This is a genomic window from Chryseobacterium fluminis, assembly GCF_026314945.1.
Classification (GTDB): domain Bacteria; phylum Bacteroidota; class Bacteroidia; order Flavobacteriales; family Weeksellaceae; genus Chryseobacterium; species Chryseobacterium fluminis.
The window spans coordinates 2,735,925-2,762,071 of sequence record NZ_CP111121.1; the positions used below are offsets into that span (position 1 = coordinate 2,735,925).

Genomic DNA, 26,147 nt, shown 5'->3' on the forward strand with positions numbered 1-26,147 from the left:
TAAAGCTTTTTTATTATATAGATTTTGCGAATCAAGTTTTATTTTATAATTAGTAATACCTATCTTATCGTTCTTTCTAAGAATTATCTGTAATCAAAAGGTTTTATCCATTTCTACGGGACAATTAATGAGAAATATTTAATGATAAGAAAAAAGAGAAACAAAGCCTCCCAAATAAGATGACTTTATTTCTCTGATTTAATTGCCCATTACTTTTTTATGATTTTTACAATTTCCTTTGATTCATTAATTCTTACGAGATATGCTCCGGAAATCAGTGATGAAACATTGGTTTTACCGCTTTCAAATTTCCCGGATTTTACCAGCTGCCCGGACATATTGTATATCTGGAAATAATATCCGTCTTTTTGATCAGGAGCCTTGATATGCAGTTCTTCCCTAACCGGATTCGGAAACAGGAGGATCTTTTCTTCCTTCACGATTTCCTGTATTTCAGTATTACTTAATGCTCTTGCTGCTTTAACGGCAGGTAACGATGTAACGGGTAATTTCGGAATTACGCCTTCTTCATTCCCATCGGTGTCATATTTAATTTTCACACAACGGCAGCTCAATCCGAAGTACGGGTCATTGTTATCATGAAAAGCAATCATACGGTTGGCTGTCGCAGCGGCATCAAAAAGTACATTGATCGGTCTGCCCATATAGTTGGAATTGAGAGCGGCAGTCCATACCGCGGGGTACTGATAATTAATTACATTATAAGTTCCCTGCGCCGTCTGATTTGCAATGACACTTCTAAATCCTCTTGATCCGGAATTGGGGTAATTCCCGACAGCATACTCCGACGAATTAAAGGTATAGCCTATCGTATAACTAAAAGATGCGCTTCTTCTGACTCTGACGCCGTTATAATCTGTAACTACACTATATGCCGTTGCCACGTTTTTATCTTTTTTATACCATGGTGTCAATCCGAAATCTTTATCGGTACCAATGGAAACTGCACTCAGATCAGGAATTCTCCATCCTTCAGGACACGGATCGAAAGGGGATTTTTTGCCTCCTCTTCCCCATCTGTCCGGAGCTAAATTAGGCTCATCAGCCAGCCAGTCTGTTCCATTGGTATACACAGCTGAACTGCTGCTGAAAGGGGCAAATGTGCTTGGAATCATGTAAACCAATGGGTTTTGTACAGAATAGGATAGTATTTTAGCTACTTTTTCAGAAGGTTTGTCTGTAGGCTGTACACTTACCGCATTCGCATAGGTATTATAAGGTATGATGTAGCTTCCTGACATATTGTTATAGGTAGCAAAAGGCAGCGAAGTATAAGCAGGAGTTCCGCTGGCAGACACATTTCCGAGGTAAACCGGATAAGAAGCTCTGTTATCTGCATATTGGAAAACAGGCAGAGGATCTTTCCTTCCCCACTGATAATGCAGTCCTGTAGATGCTTTTATTTTTGCTAATTCTGCTGCTGTAGGGGTAAGCGGATCCGCAACGACAGGAAAGGCATCTGTCGCGCCAAGATTCCTGTCCATAAACTCGGTCTGAAATATATTATCTGCTTTAGGCGAATAGTTGATAAAATTGGTAGCACTGGAAATCGGCAGCTCCGTGGTATATGAATAAGAGGATACCGGCGTATCTGTAACCCAAATATGCCAGCTCCAATACACAGGATTGGTAATATTTCCGTTATGCAGGGTAATTACAGCATTTCCACTCTGATTAGGATTGAGCGTTACCAGGATTTTTGATCCGGAAATTGCAGACAGTGAAGATGGCGAAGAGTTCTGCATTGCCACATTATTAATAAGAGAAGTATTGGTTGTCCATAGAACATTTGATTTTAAATCGTTGTAATTAACGGGGTTAAGGATATCTTTATTATTCAGAAGCTCGCTCTGTACTGAAAAAGCCTTGCTGACAGGAATTTCGATGGTAATAGCACTTGTACTTTTTAGTACCTGGTACGTATTGGGATCGTCGATTCCTTCACGGTACTCTGTCTCAGGGGCCAGAAATTCTGTAGAAAAATTATAATTATCTTCTATATACAGTGGATCTTTTATACATCTGCAGGCATTAGCATCAGAAGTATTCATGGGGTACAGCGGGCGGTACCAGTACCTTCCTTTCACTGTGGGGAGAGATGGATCCGGCACATCCGGCTGCTCTCTGTCCGGAATCATATACAAACCCCTTGCTGACGTAGCCGGTGTGGCATCAAACTGTCTGGCCATCGTTGCAGTCCACAGCCCTGTATGGTGCTGATCCGTATACTGCCCGGAATGCAGCCCCAGAATAAGCTGTCCTGTACCCGGAAAAATGCCCATATCTAATCCTCCGACATTGGATAAATCGAACCCCACGTTGGGATATACTTTAAAGCCGGTCATGAAAGCAGGTAATCCTGAGTCAGTAGGTTTTATTAGATGATAATTATTGGATTCAAATACGTTTTTTCCCATGTTTGTTCTGACTCCAAAAGGAGAATAATCCATTCTCACATCGTCAATATAGTTCTGTCCGGCCAGATTGGCCACAAGCATGGAAGGCATTCTCCACCCGTTCGGGCAGGGGTCATAAGATGATTTATCTCTGTAAGGTTTTGCATTGGCATCACTGTTGTATCCGGTTGCAATCTTTCCTTCAGAATTATCCGACCATAGGTTAAGTTCGGACAGAAGATTATCGCTCAGATTAAAATATTTACCAAACCAATTTAAAGGAAGATTGGTATTGTTATTATAATAAGCCGGTCCGGAATTGTCATCTTTATTTACGTAAATAAGGCTTAGCGGATTCCTTACTGAGAGCCTGATATTATCAGGAGCCTGAGCATTGGACAGAAGTACAAATTTTCTCAGATTATCAATAGTTGTTGCATTCGTGAAATTTTTAGCCCCTCTATGTCTTACTCTTCCAACAGAGCCTGAAACTTCATAGAAGTCGTTCCCTTTCGTAACCAATGGCGGAATAGGATCCTTTCTTCCCCACTGATAAAGCAATCCACCGTTTCGGTTCCACTCATTGGCTGTAATTGAGCTGGTAAGCGCTCCAAGATTTCTATCCATCCATCCCCAGTCTGAATCCGGAATAGCTTCTATTGTGCCGTCGTTTTTCTGTCTTTTTAAATCGGTAAAACTTCTGTACGTGCTTCCGTTCGTAGGATCATCCGTTACCCACACATGCCAGCTCCAGAAGATCTGTCCCCCGACCCTGAATGCGATGACGGCATTTCCTTTTTTGGTCTTGTTGATCGGGACTTTTATTTTTGCATTGATTCCGGAATCCAGGACCTCAAGTTTATACGAGGCTCCTGTTTTAATTAATCCATGGGCATCTTCCCATAAAACATCGGCCGTAATTTTGCCGTTAGGAATAGGTGTTCCTCCCATAAGTTTGTCCTGTTCCCACATGACATATGCTTTTCGGACCGGAATATACAGGCCTTCACTGTCTTGGCCCGGATCAAAAATATAACTGTTAGGCGCCTTGGACCAGTCTTTTGGCAGATCTCTCCCGAGCAGCGCTTTATTTTTGTTATTTTCATTAAAAATCATCTCCTTAGGCTTAACTACAGTATCCCGGATTTTTAAAAGTAATCCATCGGAATTAATGTAATTTGAAAAGATCTCACGAGTTTTTATCTTATTCTTAGAATAGATGCCAACTGACACTAGGCAAAAAGTAATTGCCGCTAAATTTTTAACTGACTTATTCATTTCCTTAACTTTGCGTTATCAAAATATTACAACATCTACGCCCTCGTTAAAGAATATTGATTTATTTTATAGATAATGTTAAAAAAATACTATGTAATACAAAAATTTGTTAAAAGTATTAAATTACACCTATAAGAGTTTCCTATTTTAACGTGAACAACGCTAAAATAAAGCATTCTTGAAATATTTTTTATGTTTTTGCTCAATTTGAATTAATATTAATAATCAGTTTTGTGATAGATAATGTAAATAATATATTAGTGAAATAAAAAAAAGACAATGTTACTACACTGTCTTTTTCTCTGCTTTTTGAAATATTTATAATCAGCCGACCATTTAAGGCAGTATGTGATTTTTATAAAGATCAATTGTAAACCTCCCCCCGATAATATTTCTAAAACTGGCAAATACAAAGAAGTTGAAAACAACCAGAGCTATAATGAAAGAGTATATTAATCTTTTCTGAACTGAAGAAACCACATACATTGCATTAGGTATGATCAGATAGGAAAAGCCGATAAATGCACCTGCAAGTCTGGAAGAGAATACAGGATTGTTCCGGAATATGAAATACAAACAGATGCCCATGACGGCATATACCCTGTGATATTCGTAATACGGATATTTTTCAACCATTTTCTTATCAAAAACAAATAAGAAAAATGTAAGAATTGCCATCATTGCCTCAGGAATCCCGAAGCCACCGTTCAGCCTTTCTGCCGTTTCTTCAATATAGCCATTAAAACCATCCACCAACATACTGTCGGAAGAAAGGTTACCCAGAAAATCCCCAAAAACTCTGTAAATTTCAAAAGGCGAGGCAAAAACAGATCCTAAAATAAGTACAAGCATCCAGGTCCGGTTAAGTGGAAACTTCACCAGCCAGTACATCGGTAAAAAGATGTAACAGACATTGTGAATTCCGGAAGCTATAAAGACCCAGAAAAGGTAATGCCAGAGCTTACGCTCTTTAATATACCGTATGGCAAAGTAAATAATGAATGTACCTAAATTCTGACGTATCTGCCCACTTTCTCCAATAAAAAAGTTCGGAATAAACATGAAGAGCGTGAAAGTGAAAGGATAAAAGGTATTGTCTTCAGTATATTCAATTTTAAAGAATATAGCCAATATGGCAATCACGAGGGTGAGCATATAAAAAGGCGCATTAAAGACATCCAGCAACAGCTTATTAATCATGGCATAAAGCCATTCGATCTGCACATTCTCAGATCCTTCAATATGCAGTGCTTTTTTGATAATGCTCATATACTCCGCCGTATAAGAATAAATATAAATACCCCGGTAACTCCCATAGTCCGGTCCGACGTTATCCCGAAATCCTACCAATATGATAAGATAAACTCCTAACAACCAAAACCATTTCTTCTCAACTCTTTTTCCGAATACCTCCTGTATGCTGAAAAAAAGCATATAAAAGATTGCGATGATGTAATAAGGATGTAATAAATTCATATTCTCGTAAGGGAATTTTTAAATTGATGACAGGCAAGTACAATTCCCGTGAGAATTAATGGTAAGAAAAGCCTCACCTCCCAGTATAGCCCTACCATCGTAATCATAACAAGATAAGGAAGAGAGAAAAAAAGATATTTTTTAAAAAAAGTTTTGCTCTCTGTTGATTGGCAAAGCATATAAACGAAGTACAAAACAATCATTGCAAACAGCAATCCTGCCAGATTAAAAGGGCTCTCAAAATTCCTGTCAATATAGAACCCTTCGACAAACGTTGTTTTCTGAACAATCATTAACCTGAGTCCGAGGTAAGGTATTAAAAAACTTATAACCAAAGGAATTGTTTTCCATACTGCCTCAAACTTTCCTTTCTTCAGCTCCTCCGGATGTATAAAAAGAGCGGCAAAAAACGCAATGTTTAAACATGCCGTCTCCCTGACGAAGGTTGACAAAAAAATAATACCTGTCAAACTAAAAAAATATGATGCTTTTCTTGTGTGAAAATATTTTAAGGTACAGTAAACACCGCTTAGATAACAAAAGAGTGCCATCATATCACAATTGGTCGGGGCATATTGAGTGATTACAATAAAGAAGATTCCCAATAAATGAACAATTCTCTTCAGGTTTACAGATACGTTAACTTCAATAAATTTCAATCCCAGAATTTTACTGAAAACCCAAGAAGACAGGAGAAAGAAAAAGCTGTTCATTACAAACAGACTGTGATAAAAAGCCGTACCGTTCTTGTAGAGAAATTTTTGAAAAAATGGCAGATAATGCTCAATCACAAACGCTGCACTGCCGGTAAGATAAACGCTGAGATAATTCGGAACCACCCGGTAAGCATATACCGAAGAGAACAGAAAATCGGGTGCTGTTTCAGCAGTCTTTAACCTGGTATAGGAAGATTCAAACCCGTAATAGGACATAGCAAACAACAAAAACGGAAGTATTATTACAAATAAAAATCCGTTAAATTTTTCATCAGATATTTTAAACATATTAAATCTAAGTTCCTTTACTATAGAAGTTTTTTGTTTTAAAATGTATTTTCATCAATTGGGAACTTTTGCAAAAGTATAAGTTTTTTTCTTTCCACCTAGAATATTTTATTGATTTTCAGACAAAACTTATTGTTAAAACATTTTGAACTCATCATGAAAAAATTAAATTTGCAATCTTGATTTTAACTGTGTAATGCATCGCTTCTTTATCTATTTATATTATCTGATTTGCAAAAACAGGCTTCTTTCTGTATTTTTTGCAGTTGGAGTTGCCGTTATCTGTGTCTTTTTTGCTTCAAAAATTAATTTTGAAGAAGACATTAATCAGATTATTCCCAAAAGTGAAAAGTCTGACCTTACGGCTAAAGTTCTGAAACAGCTTAATTTTTCAGACAAGATCATTGTTATCATTGAAAATAAGTCCAAAGAAGATCACTATCAGCTTTCGGAAACGGCAGATTTATTTCTAACTAAAACAGAGCCTTTACAAAAGTACATGAGCTCTGTGCAGGGAAAAATCAATGACAATGAAATTTCCGAAACCTTTGATTTCGTGAATCAGAATCTTCCGTTGTTTTTAAATGAGGCCGATTACCGGGAAATTGAACATAAACTGCAGAAAGACAGCATTGCCAGGCAGGTAGAAAACAATTATATTTCTTTGGTATCCCCTACGAGTCTGGTCACCAAAGAATTCATTAAAAAGGATCCCCTTGGAATTACTTTTTTAGGAATTAAAAAGCTGAATGCTCTGAACATCAGTAAAGATTTTAAGTTGGAAGATAACTATATCGTTACCAGGGACGGAAAAAATCTTCTTCTCTTTATAGAACCTAAAAATAAGAGCAACGATACCAAAAACAACGAAGCTTTTGTTGATGAGCTTAATAAAATAAAAGACCATCTCAACACCCGGTTTAAAGGGAAAACGGAAGTCAGTTATTTCGGTTCTCCCATCATCGCTGTTGCTAACGCTCAACAAATTAAAAAAGATATACAGAATACGGTTGCGATTTCTATGACCGTGCTTTTAATTCTTCTGATTTATTATTTCAGGAATTTTTTCACGCCTGTTATTGTTTTTCTGCCGACTGTATTTTCTGTTTTATTAGCCCTGCTTATTTTGTACTTTATTAAAGATAAAATTTCTGCCATCTCTCTGAGCGTAGGCGCTATTCTGATAGGAATCACCATCGATTATGCCCTGCATATTCTTACCCATTATAAGCACAATAATAATATTGAAGAGCTGTATAAGGAGATCACACAGCCCATTATATTAAGCAGCGCCACTACGGCGGTTTCTTTTTTATGCCTGGTTTTTGTTCGTTCGGAAGCCCTGAAAGATTTAGGCCTTTTCGCAGCGATTACCGTTATTTTATCTGCAGTGACCGCTTTGATCATTGTTCCGCAGCTTTATATACCTAAGAAAAAAGGATTTGAGCCCAATGCTAATTTTATTGATAAAATAGGGTCTTATCCATATGAGAAAAACAAACCGTTAATTATCGGATGCTCGCTCATCATTATTGCCTGCCTTTTCGGTTTCAGACATGTCGGCTTTAATGAGGATATCGGAGATTTGAATTACATCCCTGAAGATCTAAAAATAAGTGAAGCAAAACTGGAAAAACTTTCAGATATCACCTCGAAATCCATTTATACCATTTCTTACGGAGATTCTGAAGACGAAGCATTAACACGAAACTCCCAGCTGAGCCGTTTCCTTGAGAAAGAGAAAAACAACGGTGTAATTTTAAGTTACAATTCAATTGGTAATGTGGTTTTATCGGAAAAAGACCAGCAAAAGAAAATCGATGACTGGAAAAAATTCTGGGATCCCTACAAAAAGAACCGGACGTTATCTGACCTGATCCGGAATGGGGATCAATTCGGCTTCAACCGTTCAGCGTTCGACCGGTTCAGTGAAAATTTAGATAAAGAATATTCTCCGCTATCCTTAAAAGAGTATTCCCAGGTAAAAGCTTTACAGATTTCTGAGTTTTTAAGCCATGAAGACGGTTTTTATACGGTGTCAAATGTGGTTAAACTTGACGAAAAGAAAAGAGATACCTTTATCAGGGAGGTGGAAAAACATCACGATGCTCTGGCGATCGACCGGCAGCAGATGAATGAAAACTTTTTGGGTTTGCTGAAAAAGGATTTCAACACATTGATCAATTATTCTCTTCTTGCCATTATCCTAACGATCATTGTTTTCTTCAGAAACTTTGAACTCACTGTTCTGACCATGTTTCCTATTGTCTTAACAGGAGTGGTCACTGCAGGAATGTTATATTTTTTAGGTCTGGAGCTGAATATTTTCAGTACGGTCGTCTGCACCCTTGTTTTCGGAGTGGGAGATGATTTCAGTATTTTCCTGACACAGGCGATGCAGAAGGAGCATACTACCGGGAAAAATGAACTGCCAACTTACAGGACTTCCATTATTCTGGCTGTTTTTACGACAATCTTATCCATCGGGTCACTGATTTTTGCCAAACATCCTGCTCTGCACTCATTGGCTTTGGTCGCACTGATCGGAATGTTTTCCGTGATCATCATTACCTCAACCCTGTATCCTTTCTGGTTCAGATTATTAATTACCAACAGAGCCAAAAAAGGTCTATCCCCTATTACCTTCAGGCTGCTTCTGAATTCTGGGCTGTCATTTTTATATTACGGGCTGGGCGGATTGCTGTTTTCTTTTATCGGAAGTATTTTCGTGAAAAATTCAAAAGGCAAAACATTAGACCTTATTAAATTAATAACGGCGAAGTTTTTAACTTCTGTGCTGTTTTCGAATCCATTTGTAAAGAAGAAGGTCATTAGAAATACAAAGGAGGATTTTAGTAAACCTGCAATCATTATTGCGAACCACACTTCTTTTCTGGATACCCTGGCGATCGCGATGGTGACTCACAAAATTGTTTATCTTGTGAATGACTGGGTCTACGAATCGCCGATTTTTGGAAAAATGGTGAGGGCCCTCGGTTTTTATCCTGTCTCTCAGGGAATTGAAAATGGGATGGAAAAGCTGAGAGAAAAAATAGATCAGGGATACTCGTTGGTCGTTTTTCCGGAAGCAGAGCGTTCTTATACCCATGATATCAAAAGGTTTCATAAAGGAGCTTTTTACCTGGCCGAACAGTTTGGACTGGATATTCTGCCTCTCTACATTCACGGAAATTCTGAAGTTCTTCCGAAAGGCGATTTTATTATTTATGACGGAGCCATTACCATAAAGGTAGGAGACCGGATCCCGAATGATGACATGAATTTCGGTAAGAATTATTCCGAGAGAACAAAAAAAATTAACGCCTGCTTCAGAAAAGAATTTGCCAGATTAAGAGATGAGCTCGAAGGCGAAGATTATTTTAAGAAGAAATTACTGCTGGCTTTTTTATATAAGGATGCAGAAGTAGTGAGAGCGGTTAAAGATGATTTTAACTCCCATAAATCTGTTTATTACGAAATGAATAAACAGATTCCGAAAGATGCGGTCATTCTGCACATAGCCAATGATTTCGGGCAAAAAGATATTATATTAACACTGCAGCAGGCAGGCAGAAAGATTTTCTCAGTCATTCAGGATGATGAGAAAAGGCAAATTGCCCAACAGCATTATTTAGTGCAGAAAAGAAAGATCAATTACAGAAAGAACACCCAAGACATTCCTGAAAATGTTAACGTTCTTTTAGTTTCCGATCCTGATTTCAACGGTAATGAATGGTCAGAATATCCTGAAACCGTTATTTTTGTAGGAACAAAAATAAGTTCGTTTGAGAATAGTAATTATCTCCTGAAATTCAGTTCAGAATCTTTAAAAGTATTTAGGTCCAAATAATAAATATGAAAAGCATATTTTTGTAAACGCTAAACGATATTAATGAAAAAGAATATACTCGTCATATATTACACTCAAACCGGACAGCTGGAAGATATCATTAAAAATATCGCCCGACCGTTTGAAGATAAAAACGATGAATATGAAGTAACGTATTATAACATCACGCTCAGGAAAGATTTTCCGTTTCCATGGCCCGGTGATGTCTTCTTTAATACTTTTCCGGAGTCTTATTTACAGATTCCCAGTGAGATTCTGCCACCACCGGAAGAAGTGCTGAATAAAAAGTTTGATCTTATCCTATTCGGATACCAGGTCTGGTATTTAACGCCGTCTATTCCTGTCATTTCCTTTCTGAAAAGTGGTTTTGCCCAAAATATACTGAAAGACACCCCTGTCATTACCATTTCTGCAACCAGAAATATGTGGATGCTTTCACAGGAAAAACTTAAGGTATACTTAAGAGATATGCAGGCTCAGCTTATAGGAAATATCGCCCTGGTAGACAGGCATGACAATTATACAAGTGTGCTGACGATCCTGCGCTGGCTGACAACAGGCCGGAAAGAAAAATCAGGACTGCTCCCTGCAGCCGGGATTTCAGACGAAGAAATTATCGGCTCGGTAAAATATGGTGAAATTATCGAAACCCATTTCCGTAAGAATGAGTTCAGTACTCTCCAGCCGGATCTGGTAAAAAACGGGGCCGTAGAAATAAGACCTTTCCTGGTAAGAGTGGAAAAAGTGGGAAATAAAATTTTTACCGTCTGGTCCAATCTTATTATCAAGAAAAAGAGAAGCGCCCATTGCTGATAAAATTCTTTAAAGTATATTTGATGGCCGCTATCTGGATTATTTCACCGATAGTTTTAGTTTTACACCTACTGACCACACCGATTTTTTGGTTTAAAAGAAAAAGACAGAGAGAATATTTACAAGGAATTAAATTAAAATAGAATGTACGACGTATTTATAACAAAAGCATCAACATACCTACCTAATGAACCTGTTTCTAATGATGAAATGGAAACGTATCTTGGTTATATAAATGGCGCTAAATCTAAAGCAAAGTCTATTATTTTAAGAAACAATAAAATTACGACCCGATATTATGCTTTAGATAAAGAAGGTAATCCTACCCACACCAATGCTCAGATTGCAGCGAACGCTGTAGAGGGACTTTTTGATGACCAGTTCAGAAAAGAAGACCTGGAGCTTCTTTCGGTAGGCACCTCTACTCCGGATCAAATCCAGCCGTCTCATGCATCAATGGTTCATGGCGAGCTTAATATCGGAAAACCTCTGGCAATTAACACGGCATCAGGACTTTGTAACTCAGGAATGAACGCACTGAACTATGGTTTTCTTTCCGTGAAAGCAGGAGTACATAAAAATGCAGTATGCCTGGGTTCTGAAAGGATGTCCGCATGGATGACTGCTGATAAATTTAATCACGAAGCTGAAAATTTAGCTTTATTAGAAGAAAGGCCCATTATTGCTTTCAAAAGAGAGTTCCTGAGATGGATGCTTTCTGACGGAGCCGGCGCTTTCCTGCTGGAAAATAAACCAAGGGAAAATGAAACAAATCTGAAATTAGAATGGATTGATTTCTACTCGTACGCTCATGAAATTGAAGCATGTATGTATGCAGGTTCCGAAAAGCAGGAGGACGGCAGCCTAAAATCGTGGGCAGATTACCCATCAGAAGAATGGCTGAAACAATCTATTTTTGCCTTAAAGCAGGACACTAAGATTTTAGATAAATATATTCTGGTAAAAGGAGCAGAAAGCTTAAGATCCTCTTTCGACAAACACGAGCTGGACCCGGAATCTATAGATCACGTTCTGGCACACATTTCTTCGGGTTACTTCAAAGAGGGACTGAAGGATGAATTTGCCAATGTAGGTTTGGATTTTCCATGGGAAAAATGGTTTTACAATCTTTCTGAAGTCGGAAATATCGGTGCCGGATCCATCTTCATCGCCCTAGAGCAACTGATGAATTCCGGGAATCTTAAAAAGGGAGAAAAAGTACTTCTCTGCGTTCCTGAAAGCGGAAGATTTTCATATTCCTGTGCTTTATTAACGGTTTGCTAATGGAAAATAATTTACCAACCACTGATCAGAATTTTGTGGAAAACTTAATTCCGCAGCGGTTTCCTTTTGTTATGGTTAATAGCATTGCCTCTTATTCCGAAAACCATCTGGTTTCAGGATTTGATATAAAAGAGGAGAATATTTTTGTTCAGGACGGTATTTTCCAGGCTTCAGGCCTTGTGGAACATCAGGCACAGAGCGTCGCGTTACACACAGGCTACAAATATTTTCTGTTAGGAAAAGAAGCTCCGACAGGATACATTGGTGCAATCAAATCTTTTGAGACCGAAAAATTGCCCAAAGTTGGAGATCAGTTGAAAACAGAAGTGACGATTCTGAACGAAATTATGGGAGTGACTTTGGTAGACGCAGTAACAAAACTGAATGATGAGGTCATTGCAAGTTCTCAGATGAAAACGGTTGTAAAATAAATATCAATGAAAATCAAGGAAGAAAGCACCATCAATATCCACCATTTTCTCCCGCATCGCGAACCGATGCTGATGGCAGATTATATTCTGGAATTGACTGAAGAAAAAGTGGTAACTTCCTTTGAAATTCTGGAAGACAATATTTTTGTTCATCATGGGAAATTTGCGGAAGCCGGTCTTATTGAAAATGCAGCGCAGACATGCTCTTCAATTCTCGGACAAAGCTTTTTTACAAATGATGAAGCAGAAACGAAAGTCATCGGATTTATTACCAACATCAAAAAAATTGAAATTTTTGCTTTGCCGAACGTTGGAGATCACATTATTTCCAAAGCATCCCTTATTTCTCAATTTGAAAATATCTGCAATATATTCTGTGAGACTTTTATGAATGACGAATTATTAATCAGAGCAGAGATCAACCTGTTTATCCAGCAGGTGGAATCATAAAAAAAGCTGACTTTAAATAGATAAGAGCTGTACAGTTTTGTGCAGCTTTTGTTATGTCAGGCGTTGCTGGTGTTACCAAATAAAAAAAGTGAGGTATCTCTACCCCACTTCAATCTGTATTTCATTAAGAATTAATATCCGAAGATCTCTTCAAGACTTACCTCTTTAAATTCTCCCATCTTATTAATAGATTCCATATTCAGGTTTTCTTTTTTCCCGATGATGGCTGTATTATATTTTAAGGGTTTAATTTCAGTGTCGTAAAAACTTGTCAGTTGTGGCAAAGTCAGACCCTGAATTTCGGCATATACATCTTTTCGGATATCATAATCAACACCCAGTTTTTTCAAGGCCAGCTGGTTAAAGAAAATATTTGTTCTGTTGATTCTGTTTGAAGCAATCTGTTTCAATGCAGATCCCTTCGAGTTTTCAAACTGTGCAGGAATTTGCGGAAGCTGTGCCATCAGATCATTCATTGCCGTAACCGCTAAAGGAAGTTTGTTGGACTGCGTTCCGATATAATTGGTCACATAATTCGGGTGGTTGATTTCGCTGGCATTCGCATAAGAAACATATGCAGAATAGGCCAGGGATTTACTTTCTCTGATCTCCTGGAACACAATAGAAGACAGTCCGCGGCCAAAATACTCATTGAAAAGATTAGCCTTACCGAAGTTTCCAAGATTCACATTGTTTCCTTTTGCAATTTTAGCCATCTCCATTTGTACCATATCATAGTTGGTAAAGTATACTTTCCCTTCAGTAGCAGGTTCAGCATATACTTTTGCTTTTGCAGGCTGTAGAGTCGTGTTGGCAATATAAGGTTTTACTGCTTTCTCTAAGTTCTTCTGATCTTTACCGTAGATGAAAACTTCATACGGATATTGATTCATGGTTTTGATTTTTGTCATCAGATCAGTTACATTGATGGCCTGCATACGCTCTTTAGAAACGATATCCGTCATTCGGGAATCTTTTCCGTATTTCGCATAATTGCTCAATGCATTCATGATTCTGGTTTTATCTTTTTTGGCAGATTCCCTGGCTTCAAGGATCGTTTTTACAGTCTGATCATAAATTCCCTTATCCGCCTTCACATTGGTCAGCCAATGGTTCATCAGCTTAACGCCTTTTTCCATATTGCTTTCAAGACCGCTCAGTGTGATGATCGTCTGATCATTTGATGTTCTGAAAGAATTTGAGATTCCCAATTTATAGAACTCTTCTTTCAGCTGCTCCGGAGTATATTTATCGGTTCCCAGATATTCCAGAGCTGTAATGGCCAGAGACAATTCTTTGTCGTTGTCTGTTCCGAACGGGAAGATATAATTTACCTGGGCAATTTCGTTATACTTATTTTTTACGAAACTTACTTTTTTATCCTTGATCTGAGAAGTCTGGATCGCTGTTTTATAATCTATAAATTCAGGCTTGATCTCTGCCGGTTTGGTCGCCAGAATATCCTTCAGGAAAGGTGACTGTGCTCCTCTGTTCAGTTCAATAGGAGTAATTCCCGGGTTTTCAACGCGAACCAGCTTATCATTCACTCCTTTTTCCTTATATACAACGACATAATTGTCCTTGAAAAACTCATTTGCGAATTTTACGATGTCTGCTTTTGAAATCTTCTCATATTCGTTAATCTCATCCAGTTCCTGCTGCCAGGTTCTTTCATGGATATAAGTATCATAAAGATTGGTCGCAAGCCCATCTGCTGTTTCCCAGGTCTTCATTCTCTGAACCTTCTTATCATTTACGATCGCTTTCAGCATCCAGTCCGGAAACTGTCCTTTTTTAACTAAACCGATCTGATCCAACAATAATTTTTTAGCATCATCAAAACTCTGCCCTTCTTTCGGGGTCACCGTTAAAGCAAAAGATCCGTACATCTTAAACGGAGACTCGTAAGCTCCTGCACCCAGCGTTTTCTGTTTCTGATTAATATTAAGGTCAATCAGACCCGCGTCTCCCCTGTTGCTTAAGATTTCTGCAACCACATCAGCCAGTCTTGCCTCCTGCGTACCATACGAATCGGTTCTCCAGGCCATCGTCATTCTTGCTGTAGAAGGGCTTTTCACGGTTCTGGTTACAACAGAGGTCATCGGAGATTCCGTGACCATCTTTTTCATTGGCAGTTCTTTGTATTTGAATGCTCCGAAATACTGATCAACCAGTTTTATGGTCTTATCAAAATCCAGATCACCAACCAGTACGACGGCCATATTGTTAGGAACATAATAGGTATCAAAATACTTATGAATCGCTACCATCGACGGGCTTTTCAGATGCTCGGAAGTTCCGATGGTGGTCTGCTGCCCGTTGGGATGTTTTGGGAAAAGTGCTTCCATTAAAGCATAATTTACCAGACGCCCGTCATTATCCTGAGCTCTGTTGTATTCTTCATATACCGCCTCCAGTTCAGTATGGAAAAGTCTTAAGACCAATTCGGAAAAACGTTCTTTTTCCACTTTAAGCCATTTTTCAAGCTCATTGGCAGGAATATTATTTTTATAAACGGTCTCATCCAACCAGGTGTGAGCATTCGTACCTGTTGCTCCAAGAGATGAAATAGCTTTATCATACTCATTTGCAATGGCATATTTTGATGCCTGCTGAGAAACTTCATCGATCTTTTTATATAATTCTTTTTTCTTTACAGGATCCTTTTCAGCCTTGTGCTGCTCATAAAGATCAGAAATCTTCTGAAGAAGAACCTTTTCTTTTGCCCAGTCCTGAGTTCCCAGATGAGAAGTTCCTTTGAACACCATGTGCTCCAGGTAATGAGCCAGTCCTGTATTATCATTGGGATCGTTATTTGACCCTGTTCTTACCGGAATATAAGTCTGAATTCTTGGGGCATCTTCATTTTTGGCAAGATATACTTTCAATCCGTTCTTTAAAGTGTAAACCCTTACCCCGGACTGGTCATTCTTCACCGTTTCATACGAGTAGCCCTGTGGGTCAGTGAGAGTCTGAGTTTCAAATTTCTGAGCCATTGCACTCAACATACAGAAGAGTGAAACAGAAATAAAAAATTTCTTCATAAAATTATTTGTTAATCAAATTTTCTTGATCTATTAGTGTCATCTAATCGTTTATTTGTTACAAGTAATTATGTAATCATGAAATTTATCCTGCTACTGATGAGTATAATGAATGATGATATTTAATAATCAATTTAACTTTACATCCTGAAAGCCGATCTAAATATCACAGAAGATAATATGATCTACATATAATCAATTTTCACTATTTTAGCCGATTGATAAATTAATCGGGAAATCGGATGATTTTTTTCATCTGGGATCCGGAAAAACAACAGCAGTAAGATGAAAAAACAAGACCTTCCTCAGGATGAAAGCAATATGAAATCAGCCAACATGACTGAGGTTTTATATGTAACTGATGAGAACAACAATTATACTACTGCAAACAGTACGGGTTGGGAGGCGAAGAAAGCTGCTTTAGACGAATCTATCGCTTTAATTAATGAAAGAATTGAAGAAGCCAGGCAAAATGTTGCCCATAATAAGGTAAGTCCGATTATTTACTTCATGGAACTGAATAAGATGGATCTGCAGGTGCTTGCCGCCTATGTAGGAATGTGGCAATGGCGTGTAAAAAGACATGCAAAACCTAAAATATTTAAGACACTAAGCGAATCCGTACTGAAAAAATATGCCGATACCTTCGGAATTTCAGTGGATGAATTAAAAAACTTCAACGGTAAATAAGTAAAGCCATATTGGTTTAGCAGGGTTTATCTGAGATCAAAAAGAGAAAGCTACGAATGAAACTTAATTTTGAGCACCATCAGACCGCGCATTGCGAAAACGGTGTGGCCTCCAATTTATTATTGAACAAAGGGCTGAAACTCAGCGAACCTATGATTTTCGGAATTGGTTCCGGATTATTCTTTGTGTATTTACCTTTTCTGAAGGTAAATTTCGCTCCTGGTTTCAGCTACCGTCCGATGCCGGGTGCTATTTTCAGCAAAGCAGCAAAGAGACTGGGCATTAAAATCAAAAGAGAAAAATTTTCAAATCCTGCAGATGCACAGAAAGCACTGGAAAGAAATTTGGATCAAAATATACCTACAGGTTTACAGGTAGGCGTTTTTAACCTTACCTACTTTCCTGAAGAATATAAATTCCATTTCAATGCGCACAACCTTGTTGTTTACGGAAAAGAAGACGGCAGATTCCTGATCAGTGATCCTGTTATGGATTATGCAACCACCCTTACAGAAGCGGAACTGGAAAAAGTGAGATATGCTAAAGGAGCCCTTCCACCGAAAGGTCATATGTATTATCCTACCTACATTCCCGACCATGTAAATCTCGAAGAAGCGATCAAAAAGGGAATCAAAGATACCTGTAAAAATATGTTGGCTCCCGTTCCGATCATTGGTGTAAAAGCCATCCGATGGGTCGCCAGAAGCATTCCGAAATGGGCCGCAAAAAAAGGCACGAAAACCACTAACCATTACCTGGGTCAGCTCATCAGGATGCAGGAGGAAATCGGCACCGGCGGTGGCGGTTTCAGGTTTATTTACGGAGCATTCCTGCAGGAGGCAGCTATTATTCTTAAGAACGATCAGCTGAATGAATTGTCAATCGAAATTACAGCCATCGGTGATCTTTGGAGAGATTTTGCAGTAGACATCGCCAGAGTTTACAAAAACAGAAATTCAAAAAGCGATATTTATAATCAACTTTCAAGGACCATGCTTCACATTGCAGATCTGGAAGAAGCTTTCTATAAAAAACTGAGAAAAGCGATTTAATGGAGAATTTTATTGAGATTAAAAATTTATATAAAAAATATAAAAATGCAGATGATTTCTCTGTAAATGATATCTCGCTGACTATTGATAAGAACGAAATCTACGGTATTCTGGGGCCTAACGGAGCCGGAAAAACCACTTTGATATCTATGCTTTCAGGCTTAATAAAACCCACTTCCGGAAGCTTTACCATCAGTGGCCTGTCCCCTCAGAAAGAGGGTTATAAATTAAGGCAGATTATTGGGATTGTTCCTCAGGAATATGCCCTGTATCCAACACTGACAGCTAAAGAAAATTTAATGTTCTTCGGAAGTCTTTACGGTTTAAGTCACAAAAAGCTAAGGAATGCCATTGATGAGTCACTGGAAATCATGGGCCTGTCAAAATTTGCCGATAAAAAAGTAGAACAGTTTTCAGGAGGAATGAAGCGCCGCTGTAATCTTATTGCAGGAACCCTGCATCACCCGAAAGTTCTGTTTTTGGACGAACCTACCGTTGGCGTTGATGTTCAGTCCAAAAAAGCAATCATCGATTATCTTCTTGAGCTTAATAAAAAAGGAACCTGTATTATTTATACCTCACATCACCTGTCGGAAGCAGAGGAGTTCTGCACCAAAATAGCGATCATCGATCATGGGAAAATACATGCGGTCGGAACTCCTGAAGAACTGGTAAACAGAGTGACAGGCTCTGAAAATCTAGAAGATGTTTTCATTTCATTAACCGGAAAAGAATTAAGAGATGTTGTATAAATTGTGGAGAAGTTTTGTTAAGGAAATTCTTTTACTGAAAAGAGATATTGGCGGGATCGTTATTATTTTTGTGATGCCGTTGTTACTCATTATCACGATCACCCTGATTCAGGATTCTACTTTCAAGAATCTTGAAGGCTCAAAAATCCCGATCATTTTTATTGATAACGATAAATCTGAGATTTCAAAAAATATAAAATACGAACTTGAAAGCAGCAAAACTTTTGAACTTCTGACCCATTATAATGAAAAATCAGCACAGGATGCCGTTTTTTCAGGAGACTATCAGATGGCTATCGTTATTCCTGAAAATTTAACCACAGATTTAAATGCTGAGATAGAATCCAAAGTCAAGACGATTGTAAGTTCGTTCGGTCTCGAGGAAAATTCAGATAAAGCAAAGTTGAAAACGGTGAAAGCCAAAGACATTCATTTATATTTTGATCCTGCGACTAACGCAGGTTTCAAAAACAATGTGATGAATGCGGTTAATAAAATGGTTTTTGAGATCGAGAATAAAAAGATTTACAAAGCTTTCCAGGATCAGTTGGGAACCACCGAAAATCTTGAAGAAAATAAAAACTTAATCAGCTTTAAAGAGATCACTCCTAAAAAGGGAGCCATGGAAACCATTCCCAACTCCGTTCAGCATAACGTTCCGGCCTGGGCACTGTTTGCCATTTTCTTTATTGTCGTGCCTCTGTCTATTAATCTGGTTAAAGAAAAAAGCCAGGGAACCAGCGTAAGAGCCAGGATAAGCCCAACTCCTTATTTTGTGCATATTTTAGGGAAGACATTTACCTATCTTATCATCTGTATCATCCAGTTTTTATTGATGGTAGCAGTAGGAATTTACCTGTTTCCGTACATGGATTTGCCACAGTTTGATGTTACCGGAAAAATGTTCCAGCTTATGGTAGTGACTTTATTTTCAGGTCTGGCTGCCATTGGGTTTGGTGTTTTATTGGGAACTGTTGCTGATACCCAGGAACAGTCGGCTCCATTTGGCGCGACATCCGTTGTCGTATTAGCCGCAATCGGAGGAATCTGGGTCCCGGTTTTTTTAATGCCTGAATTTATGCAGACCATTGCCAAATTCTCGCCAATGAACTGGGGACTGAATGCTTACTATGATATTATTCTGAGAAACAGCGGAATCGGCGGAATCGCAAAAGAATTGTCGTTCCTCTTTTTATTCTATCTTGCCATGGTGGGTATTTCATTAATTTACGAAAGAAAACAAAATGCAGTCTAAAGAAGAAATTATATTACAGTGTACAGAACAGGTAAGGGTGCGATTTAACGAAACTGATCCCCTGGGAATTGTCTGGCACGGACATTACATCGTCTATTTCGAAGACGGGAGAGAAGCTTTCGGGAGGCAGCACGGCTTAACCTATCTTGATATTCAGAATGCCGGATTTGTAACACCGATCGTGAAAAGTACCTGTGAACATTTTCTTCCTTTAAAATATGGCGAAACATTCAATATTGTAACGACTTTCGTAAATGCTGCTTCAGCAAAATTGATCTATCGGTACGAGCTTTTTAATGAAGACCACAAATTAGTATGCTCCGGAGAAACGATCCAGGTGTTTCTGGATGCTGATAACAAGTTGTGTCTGTATAATCCTGATTTTTTTCAGGCATGGAAAGATAAAATGGGCTTATCATGAAAAACGAAGTGTACATTACAGATTATAACTGTGTCACGCCTTTAGGCTTTGATATTCCGTCTAACTGGACTGCCCTTCTCACAGGAAAGTCGGGCGTAGCTCTACATAAAATTATAGAAAATCAGGAGCCTTTTTTCGCTTCGGTTCTGGATCCTGAAAAATTGGAAGAAGAGTTTAACAAAAACTTCGACGATTCAGATTTCACAAAGCTTGAAAAAATGTTTTTGCTGAGTTTAAAACCTTTGGTGGAAAGACACCCTATTTCAGATAAAACCGCTTTTATTTTATCGACAACCAAAGGGAATATCAGCCTGCTGAAAAATCAGGAGACTTTACCGGAAGGAGTTTTCCTGTCGAATTTAGCTCAGAAAATTGCTGATTTTTTCGGATTTACAGTAAAACCGATTGTCATCTCCAATGCTTGTGTTTCCGGAGTAATGGCCATTGCTGTGGCGAAAAATATGATTCAGGCAGGACAATACAAGGATGCATTTGTTATCGCCGGAGACGAAATTTCGGAGTTTGTCATTTCAGGCTTTAATTCTTTTCAGGCCATTGGAACAGAAGTCTGCAAACCTTACGATAAAAACCGTAACGGAATCAATATCGGGGAAGCAGCTGCCGCAGTTTATATGACAAGTCATTGCGAGAAACGAAGTAACGAAGCAATCTCAAACGGAAAATTCAGTTTTAAAGTTTCAGGAGATTCAGCCGTCAACGACGCCAACCATATTTCCGGGCCGTCAAGAACCGGCGACGGATTGTTTGCAAGCATTAAAAATGCCATGACAGAAGCCAATATTTCAGCAGAAGAGATTGATTTTATTTCAGCACACGGAACAGCTACGATATACAACGACGAAATGGAAGCCATTGCGTTCAACAGAATGGGATTACAGCATGTTCCTCTGAACAGCATGAAAGCCTATTACGGACATTGTCTGGGTGCTTCAGGACTACTGGAAAGCATTATTTCAATGGAAAGCGCTCTAACCAGCACTCTGATTCCGTCTAAAAACTTTGAAGAAACGGGGACTTCACAACCGCTGAATATAATAAGAGAAAATCAACCGGCGGAAATCAGATCTATTTTAAAAACAGCTTCAGGTTTTGGGGGATGTAATGCGGCCATTGTTTTGGAAAAAGTCTAAATAATAATTTTGTAATTTTGATAGACATTAAGTTTTAGAAAATGGAATCTACTTTAGAAATCAGAAAAAGAATTCACGAGTTCATCGACATTGCGGATGAAAGAATTTTGCGCATTTTCAAAGGAATTATTGATGCTGAAGAACAGGAAGATAATTATGCATCTGTTCCAGATTGGCATTATGATGAAGTAAATGAAAGAAGAGAAAAATACATAACTGGTGAAAGCAAATCATATACTTGGGAGGAAGTTAAAGAAAAAGCTAAATCTGCTTTGAAATGATTTATGAATTAGTTGTACAAGAAGAAGCCAGTTTAGAAATTCCGGAAGCTTATATTTATTACGAAAATGTACAAGCAGGTTTGGGCGAAAAATTCATGAAACAGTTAAGTAAATACTTTCTCAAAATTCAAAGTAATCCAAAACATTTTGAAATTAAAAAAAATTATAGAGAAGCATTTGTACAAAAATTCCCTTACCTCATAATTTTGATATTATTGATAACAAAATCATTGTATTATCTGTTTTCAACACGCATCAAAATCCTACGCGAAAGCCTTAAAACTCATTAATGAAGAAAACAGACATTTGCACTATTGAAAATTCAAAAATCGTCCTCAACAACGACACTATTTTTGAAACTAAAACGAAAAATTTTTCAGATTTTGCGAAAGAAGCTTACAAAAGTTTAGAATTGAATTATCCAAAATTTCATAAAATGGATAATTTAAGCAAACTCGCTTTTCTCGCTTCTGAAATGATTTTAAAAAGCGAAGATCACAGCAGAACGGCTTTGGTTTTTGCTAATAAATCCTCAAGCCTGGATACCGATTTTAAATATCAGGAAAGCATCAATTCTCAGGAAAATTATTTTCCGAGTCCTGCGGTTTTTGTCTATACGTTACCGAATATCTGTGTAGGGGAAATCAGCATCAGGCACAAAATGCAGACCGAGAATGCTTTTTTTGTTCTGGATGAATTTGATGAAAATTTTTTAAATAATTACTCAGAGCAGATTCTTCAGTCGGGTAAGGCTGACCAAGTATTGTGCGGCTGGGTAGAACTCTATCAGGAAAGTTATAAAGCTTTCGTATATTTGCTGACATTATAAATTTGATAATTTGAAAATGTACTAATTTGATAATTCAAAATATTATCATTAAAGTACAGCAATTATTTAAGAAAATATTTTTAATTTAAATTTAATATACTTTATAAAATATATTTTCAAATTATCTCATTAACCTATTTTCAAATTAATTTTATGGAAAACTTAAGAGAAGAATTAAAGCACAAAATCATTGAAGTACTTAATCTTGAAGATGTTGCAGTAGAAGAAATTAAAGATACGGATCCGTTGTTCGGTGGCGGTCTTGGATTGGATTCTATCGATGCTCTCGAATTGATCGTTCTTTTAGATAAAGAATATGGAATAAAACTAGCCGATCCTAAAAAAGGAAAGGAAATTTTTACCTCGATTGAAACGATGGCAAAATTTATTGAAGAAAACAGAACAAAATAAATTAATATACCAATGTATCAATGCAGCAGTCTAGCAATTGGGAAACTGTTACATTGATACACTGTTACATTTTGTAAAAATGGGCCAAAAAATTGCCATAACAGGAATGGGAATTATTTCCGCGATTGGAAACAATGTGGAGGAAAATTTTATTTCGTTAAAAACCGGGAAACACGGAATTTCAGACATTCAGTTGTTTGAAACGCGCCATATTGGAAATTTCAAAACAGGTGAGATAAAACTGTCTAATAAAGATCTGATACTGAAACTTCAGTTAAGAGAAGATACTCATGCTACAAGAACGGCTTTATTAGGAATGGTTGCTGCAAAGGAGGCGGTAGAAAGTGCCGGAATATCGGATCTTAATGAGTATAAGACAGGCTTCATTTCTTCTACCAGTGTTGCCGGAATGGATATCACTGAAAAGTATTTCTATACCTACGAAGACCTTCCCGAAAAGCAGAAATATATCGATGCTCACGATGCCGGAAATTCATCGTTACTTATCGCTGACTATCTGGGTTTAAAAGGAATGGTTTCGACCATCAGCACCGCCTGTTCGTCAGCGGCAAACGCTATTATGATGGGTGCAAAATTAATCAAAAACGGCGTATTGGACCGGGTTATTGTGGGTGGAACAGATTCTCTTTCGAAATTTACGTTAAATGGTTTCAGTACACTCATGATCCTTACGGATTCTTACAATACTCCTTTTGATAATGACAGGAAAGGGCTGAATTTGGGAGAAGCAGCTGCTTATCTCGTTTTAGAATCTGATGAGGTGGTAAAAAAAGAAAATAAAAAAGTCTTAGGCTATCTTTCGGGCTATGGAAATGCCAATGATGCGCATCACCAGACGGCTTCTTCTGAAAACGGACAGGGTGCTTATCTGGCCATGGAAAAAGCTTTAAAAGTTTCCGGCCTGCCTAAGGAAGCGATCGATTATATCAACGTTCACGGAACGGCAACTCCGAATAATGATCTATCCGAAGGGATTGCGATGATCCGAATTTTTGGCGCGAATAATGTCCCGGAATTCAGCTCTACTAAGGCTTTTACAGGCCATACCCTGGCAGCAGCGGCGGGAATTGAAGCGGTGTATTCTCTGTTGGCCATTCAAAACAATCTCATTTTCCCGAATCTGAATTTTAAAACGAAAATGGAAGAATTTGATTTGACTCCTGTAACTGAGCTTAAAGAGAAAAATATTAACCATGTTCTTTCCAATTCATTTGGTTTTGGAGGAAATTGTTCAACTTTAATTTTCTCAAAGCCATGAGTTTAGTTTATATTAACAGCGCAGCCTGTATTTCAGTTCAGGATACGTTACAAGAAGATTTTTTCCAGAATCTTAAGCCTCAAAATGCTGTTCAGGTTTTAAAAGCTATCGAACCGGTTTACAAAGAATTCATTCCTCCTGCCATGATCAGAAGAATGTCTAAAACGGTAAAAATGAGCTCTGTAGCTTCTCAATTTACCTTAAAAGAAGCTGGGATAGAAAATCCTGATGCGATTATCGTCGGAACAGGAATGGGCTGTTCTCAGGATTCTGAAAAATTTTTAAAAAATGTGATTGAGCATAACGAAGAGTTTCTGACACCAACCTTTTTTATTCAGTCTACTCATAATACCGTTGCAGGACAGATTGCTCTCGGGTTACAGTGTCACGCCTACAATTTCACGTATGTAAATACTTCCTCTTCTCTGGAATTCTCTTTTTTAGACGCGAAACTGCAGATCAATGACGGGGAAGCTTCAGCCGTTTTGGTGGGCTCGACAGATGAACAAACCGACCGGACAATGGAATTGTACAGATTAAACAATACCATCAAAAAAGAAGAAAACCTTCCCGCTGATTATCTGAACTCAACCACTGATGGCGTCATTTGGGGTGAAGGCGCGAGCTTTTTCGTTTTAGGGAAAGATAAAACGGAAAATTCTTATGCTCAATTGAAAGATATTCAGATCGTCAACAGATTAGGTTTAGAAGAAACCCAACAGTTTATTGAAGATTTTTTAACTGAAAATAAGTTGTCTGCTGAAAATATTGATGCTGTCATTCTAGGTTTCAGCGGAGATGCAAGATCGGATGTTTATTATACAGAAGCCATGGCTGCTTTTGAAAATTCCACCTTATTGTACTATAAACATCTGAGCGGAGAATTTAATACAGCAAGTGGTTTTTCGACATTTATGGCCTGTCATATTCTCAAAAACCAGAAGATTCCGGAAATGATGATGATTACTGATATGAAAAAGAGAGAAATTAAAAATATTCTTCTTTACAATCATTTGGGAGGAAACGATCACAGTCTTGTATTGTTGGGAAAAGCTTAGTTTATTTATCTAACTATTATCTTAAATTAGAACACGACATCATATCATTCTTCGTACTGACCTAACATTCAAAATAATAAAAGATGAAACATTATTCGTTTATTATATTTTATCTTTTCTGTAATGTATTGATTTATGCCCTGCAAGCGTCTTTCTGGGTGTACCTGTTTTGTTTTTTTATTTTTTCTGCGGTTGTGATCTGGGGTTCTCTCGATATTAGTTTGGGATATTTTGTCGACAGTATGACGCATAAAAAGACAAGAATAAAAGAAGTTGCCCTGACTTTCGATGATGGTCCTACTGAATTCACTCCTAAATTTCTGGATATTTTAAAGGAAAACAATGTAAAGGCTACCTTTTTCTGTATCGGAAAACAGATTGAAAAATATCCTGAAACATTTCAGAGAATTATTTCCGAAGGTCATACGGTGGGAAATCATACTCTTTCCCATTCCACGAATACAGGATTTTTATCTGCTTCAAAAATAGTGGAGGAAATAGAAAAATGTGATGAAATTATTTCTAAGTTCGGAAATATAAAAACCGGACTGTACCGTCCACCTTTCGGTGTTACCAATCCGAATATTGCTAAAGCGATAAATAAAACCTGCAAAAAAAGCATCGGCTGGAATATCCGCTCGCTGGACACCGTTACCGGGAATGAGAAAAAAATCTACCGGAAAGTTACCAGAGGATTAAAGAAAGGAAGCATCATACTGCTTCACGACACTTCAGAGAAAACGTACAATGTATTGGTCGATGTATTAGTATTTTTGAAGCAGAAAAAATATTCTACTTTTACAATAGATCAAGTTGTAAATACAAACGATCCAAAAGTTTTTTAACACTAGAATAATTTGAAATAAAAGATTTGAATCTGCAGAATTCTTAGCTCTTTGAAATCTGACTTTCATTTTCAGG

At 37.8% G+C, this 26,147-nt stretch carries 22 protein-coding genes; 18 read left to right on the top strand and 4 right to left on the bottom strand.

Translation table 11 applies throughout. The features are described from left to right. Window positions 1-209: 209 nt before the first annotated feature. The 3 genes from ODZ84_RS12465 to ODZ84_RS12475 all read right to left on the bottom strand — a co-directional run bounded on the left by ODZ84_RS12465 (window position 210) and on the right by ODZ84_RS12475 (window position 6,175). Window positions 210-3,533, bottom strand: coding sequence for a T9SS type A sorting domain-containing protein (locus tag ODZ84_RS12465; RefSeq protein WP_266172635.1), 3,324 nt, complete (start codon window positions 3,531-3,533; stop codon window positions 210-212). A 498-nt stretch (window positions 3,534-4,031) separates the two neighbouring features. Further along, on the bottom strand, window positions 4,032-5,171 hold the full coding sequence (locus ODZ84_RS12470; protein ID WP_266172636.1) for an EpsG family protein: 1,140 nt from the start codon (window positions 5,169-5,171) through the stop codon (window positions 4,032-4,034). After that, entirely contained in the window at window positions 5,168-6,175 is a 1,008-nt protein-coding gene (locus ODZ84_RS12475; protein ID WP_266172637.1) for a hypothetical protein, read from the bottom strand. The genes ODZ84_RS12470 and ODZ84_RS12475 overlap by 4 nt, the downstream gene beginning before the upstream one ends. Window positions 6,176-6,371: 196 nt before the next feature. Between ODZ84_RS12475 and ODZ84_RS12480 the strand changes: the two genes are divergently transcribed. From ODZ84_RS12480 to ODZ84_RS12500, 5 genes are all read left to right on the top strand, one after another. Then, window positions 6,372-10,025 carry an MMPL family transporter gene (locus ODZ84_RS12480; protein ID WP_266172639.1) on the top strand — a complete coding sequence of 1,218 codons (3,654 nt, stop codon included), beginning with the start codon at window positions 6,372-6,374 and terminating at the stop codon, window positions 10,023-10,025. A 42-nt stretch (window positions 10,026-10,067) separates the two neighbouring features. Next, entirely contained in the window at window positions 10,068-10,838 is a 771-nt protein-coding gene (locus ODZ84_RS12485) for a dialkylrecorsinol condensing enzyme DarA (RefSeq protein ID WP_266172640.1), read from the top strand. Between the two features lie 144 nt (window positions 10,839-10,982). Further along, window positions 10,983-12,122: a beta-ketoacyl-ACP synthase III gene (locus ODZ84_RS12490; protein WP_266172641.1), complete on the top strand. Its 1,140-nt coding sequence runs from the start codon at window positions 10,983-10,985 to the stop codon at window positions 12,120-12,122. Continuing rightward, the gene (locus tag ODZ84_RS12495) at window positions 12,122-12,553 is read left to right on the top strand and encodes a hypothetical protein (RefSeq protein ID WP_266172643.1); all 432 of its coding nucleotides are present in this window, start codon (window positions 12,122-12,124) and stop codon (window positions 12,551-12,553) included. Before ODZ84_RS12490 ends, ODZ84_RS12495 begins: the two co-directional genes overlap by 1 nt. Window positions 12,554-12,559: 6 nt before the next feature. Next, on the top strand, window positions 12,560-13,003 hold the full coding sequence (locus tag ODZ84_RS12500) for an ABC transporter permease (protein WP_266172644.1): 444 nt from the start codon (window positions 12,560-12,562) through the stop codon (window positions 13,001-13,003). 131 nt (window positions 13,004-13,134) lie between these two features. On the opposite strand, the gene ODZ84_RS12505 is transcribed toward ODZ84_RS12500, so the two are convergent. Continuing rightward, complete coding sequence (locus tag ODZ84_RS12505; protein WP_266172645.1) at window positions 13,135-16,047, bottom strand: M16 family metallopeptidase; 2,913 nt, start codon at window positions 16,045-16,047, stop codon at window positions 13,135-13,137. A 285-nt stretch (window positions 16,048-16,332) separates the two neighbouring features. Here ODZ84_RS12505 and ODZ84_RS12510 point away from each other — a divergent pair, with 285 nt between their 5' ends. The 13 genes from ODZ84_RS12510 (at window position 16,333) to ODZ84_RS12570 (ending at window position 26,071) form a co-directional block, all read left to right on the top strand. After that, complete coding sequence (locus ODZ84_RS12510) at window positions 16,333-16,737, top strand: hypothetical protein (RefSeq protein WP_266172646.1); 405 nt, start codon at window positions 16,333-16,335, stop codon at window positions 16,735-16,737. A 56-nt stretch (window positions 16,738-16,793) separates the two neighbouring features. Next, on the top strand, window positions 16,794-17,789 hold the full coding sequence (locus ODZ84_RS12515) for a BtrH N-terminal domain-containing protein (protein ID WP_266172647.1): 996 nt from the start codon (window positions 16,794-16,796) through the stop codon (window positions 17,787-17,789). Beyond that, window positions 17,789-18,541, top strand: a complete 753-nt coding sequence (locus ODZ84_RS12520) for an ABC transporter ATP-binding protein (protein ID WP_266172648.1) — start codon at window positions 17,789-17,791, stop codon at window positions 18,539-18,541. The genes ODZ84_RS12515 and ODZ84_RS12520 overlap by 1 nt, the downstream gene beginning before the upstream one ends. After that, on the top strand, window positions 18,531-19,796 hold the full coding sequence (locus tag ODZ84_RS12525) for an ABC transporter permease (RefSeq protein WP_266172649.1): 1,266 nt from the start codon (window positions 18,531-18,533) through the stop codon (window positions 19,794-19,796). The genes ODZ84_RS12520 and ODZ84_RS12525 overlap by 11 nt, the downstream gene beginning before the upstream one ends. Further along, window positions 19,786-20,217: an acyl-CoA thioesterase gene (locus ODZ84_RS12530; RefSeq protein WP_266172651.1), complete on the top strand. Its 432-nt coding sequence runs from the start codon at window positions 19,786-19,788 to the stop codon at window positions 20,215-20,217. Before ODZ84_RS12525 ends, ODZ84_RS12530 begins: the two co-directional genes overlap by 11 nt. Further along, window positions 20,214-21,368 carry a beta-ketoacyl synthase N-terminal-like domain-containing protein gene (locus ODZ84_RS12535; RefSeq protein ID WP_266172652.1) on the top strand — a complete coding sequence of 385 codons (1,155 nt, stop codon included), beginning with the start codon at window positions 20,214-20,216 and terminating at the stop codon, window positions 21,366-21,368. Before ODZ84_RS12530 ends, ODZ84_RS12535 begins: the two co-directional genes overlap by 4 nt. 41 nt (window positions 21,369-21,409) lie before the next feature. Beyond that, window positions 21,410-21,649, top strand: a complete 240-nt coding sequence (locus tag ODZ84_RS12540; protein WP_266172653.1) for an addiction module protein — start codon at window positions 21,410-21,412, stop codon at window positions 21,647-21,649. Further along, window positions 21,646-21,939 (top strand): type II toxin-antitoxin system RelE/ParE family toxin, encoded by a 294-nt coding sequence (locus ODZ84_RS12545; RefSeq protein ID WP_266172654.1) that lies wholly within the window; start codon window positions 21,646-21,648, stop codon window positions 21,937-21,939. The genes ODZ84_RS12540 and ODZ84_RS12545 overlap by 4 nt, the downstream gene beginning before the upstream one ends. Continuing rightward, window positions 21,939-22,478 (top strand): 3-oxoacyl-ACP synthase, encoded by a 540-nt coding sequence (locus tag ODZ84_RS12550; RefSeq protein WP_266172655.1) that lies wholly within the window; start codon window positions 21,939-21,941, stop codon window positions 22,476-22,478. Before ODZ84_RS12545 ends, ODZ84_RS12550 begins: the two co-directional genes overlap by 1 nt. Window positions 22,479-22,631: 153 nt before the next feature. Then, window positions 22,632-22,889 (top strand): phosphopantetheine-binding protein, encoded by a 258-nt coding sequence (locus ODZ84_RS12555; RefSeq protein ID WP_076396292.1) that lies wholly within the window; start codon window positions 22,632-22,634, stop codon window positions 22,887-22,889. A gap of 79 nt (window positions 22,890-22,968) precedes the next feature. Beyond that, the gene (locus ODZ84_RS12560; RefSeq protein ID WP_266172657.1) at window positions 22,969-24,168 is read left to right on the top strand and encodes a beta-ketoacyl-[acyl-carrier-protein] synthase family protein; all 1,200 of its coding nucleotides are present in this window, start codon (window positions 22,969-22,971) and stop codon (window positions 24,166-24,168) included. Continuing rightward, window positions 24,165-25,226 (top strand): beta-ketoacyl synthase N-terminal-like domain-containing protein, encoded by a 1,062-nt coding sequence (locus ODZ84_RS12565; RefSeq protein WP_266172660.1) that lies wholly within the window; start codon window positions 24,165-24,167, stop codon window positions 25,224-25,226. The genes ODZ84_RS12560 and ODZ84_RS12565 overlap by 4 nt, the downstream gene beginning before the upstream one ends. 83 nt (window positions 25,227-25,309) lie before the next feature. Next, window positions 25,310-26,071 carry a polysaccharide deacetylase family protein gene (locus ODZ84_RS12570; protein ID WP_266172661.1) on the top strand — a complete coding sequence of 254 codons (762 nt, stop codon included), beginning with the start codon at window positions 25,310-25,312 and terminating at the stop codon, window positions 26,069-26,071. Window positions 26,072-26,147 lie beyond the last annotated feature (76 nt).

Excerpts from the sequence above, each read along its gene's own strand:
- ODZ84_RS12490 (WP_266172641.1), top strand. The coding sequence starts at position 10,983 with ATGTACGACGTATTTATAACAAAAGCATCAACATACCTACCTAATGAA.
- ODZ84_RS12510 (WP_266172646.1), top strand. The coding sequence starts at position 16,333 with ATGAAAAAACAAGACCTTCCTCAGGATGAAAGCAATATGAAATCAGCC.
- ODZ84_RS12555 (WP_076396292.1), top strand. The coding sequence starts at position 22,632 with ATGGAAAACTTAAGAGAAGAATTAAAGCACAAAATCATTGAAGTACTT.
- ODZ84_RS12475 (WP_266172637.1), bottom strand. The coding sequence starts at position 6,175 with ATGTTTAAAATATCTGATGAAAAATTTAACGGATTTTTATTTGTAATA.
- ODZ84_RS12545 (WP_266172654.1), top strand. The coding sequence starts at position 21,646 with ATGATTTATGAATTAGTTGTACAAGAAGAAGCCAGTTTAGAAATTCCG.
- ODZ84_RS12560 (WP_266172657.1), top strand. The coding sequence starts at position 22,969 with ATGGGCCAAAAAATTGCCATAACAGGAATGGGAATTATTTCCGCGATT.
- ODZ84_RS12500 (WP_266172644.1), top strand. The coding sequence starts at position 12,560 with ATGAAAATCAAGGAAGAAAGCACCATCAATATCCACCATTTTCTCCCG.
- ODZ84_RS12565 (WP_266172660.1), top strand. The coding sequence starts at position 24,165 with ATGAGTTTAGTTTATATTAACAGCGCAGCCTGTATTTCAGTTCAGGAT.
- ODZ84_RS12535 (WP_266172652.1), top strand. The coding sequence starts at position 20,214 with ATGAAAAACGAAGTGTACATTACAGATTATAACTGTGTCACGCCTTTA.
- ODZ84_RS12570 (WP_266172661.1), top strand. The coding sequence starts at position 25,310 with ATGAAACATTATTCGTTTATTATATTTTATCTTTTCTGTAATGTATTG.
- ODZ84_RS12505 (WP_266172645.1), bottom strand. The coding sequence starts at position 16,047 with ATGAAGAAATTTTTTATTTCTGTTTCACTCTTCTGTATGTTGAGTGCA.
- ODZ84_RS12495 (WP_266172643.1), top strand. The coding sequence starts at position 12,122 with ATGGAAAATAATTTACCAACCACTGATCAGAATTTTGTGGAAAACTTA.
- ODZ84_RS12540 (WP_266172653.1), top strand. The coding sequence starts at position 21,410 with ATGGAATCTACTTTAGAAATCAGAAAAAGAATTCACGAGTTCATCGAC.
- ODZ84_RS12520 (WP_266172648.1), top strand. The coding sequence starts at position 17,789 with ATGGAGAATTTTATTGAGATTAAAAATTTATATAAAAAATATAAAAAT.
- ODZ84_RS12515 (WP_266172647.1), top strand. The coding sequence starts at position 16,794 with ATGAAACTTAATTTTGAGCACCATCAGACCGCGCATTGCGAAAACGGT.
- ODZ84_RS12470 (WP_266172636.1), bottom strand. The coding sequence starts at position 5,171 with ATGAATTTATTACATCCTTATTACATCATCGCAATCTTTTATATGCTT.
- ODZ84_RS12550 (WP_266172655.1), top strand. The coding sequence starts at position 21,939 with ATGAAGAAAACAGACATTTGCACTATTGAAAATTCAAAAATCGTCCTC.
- ODZ84_RS12465 (WP_266172635.1), bottom strand. The coding sequence starts at position 3,533 with ATGATTTTTAATGAAAATAACAAAAATAAAGCGCTGCTCGGGAGAGAT.
- ODZ84_RS12530 (WP_266172651.1), top strand. The coding sequence starts at position 19,786 with ATGCAGTCTAAAGAAGAAATTATATTACAGTGTACAGAACAGGTAAGG.
- ODZ84_RS12525 (WP_266172649.1), top strand. The coding sequence starts at position 18,531 with ATGTTGTATAAATTGTGGAGAAGTTTTGTTAAGGAAATTCTTTTACTG.
- ODZ84_RS12485 (WP_266172640.1), top strand. The coding sequence starts at position 10,068 with ATGAAAAAGAATATACTCGTCATATATTACACTCAAACCGGACAGCTG.
- ODZ84_RS12480 (WP_266172639.1), top strand. The coding sequence starts at position 6,372 with ATGCATCGCTTCTTTATCTATTTATATTATCTGATTTGCAAAAACAGG.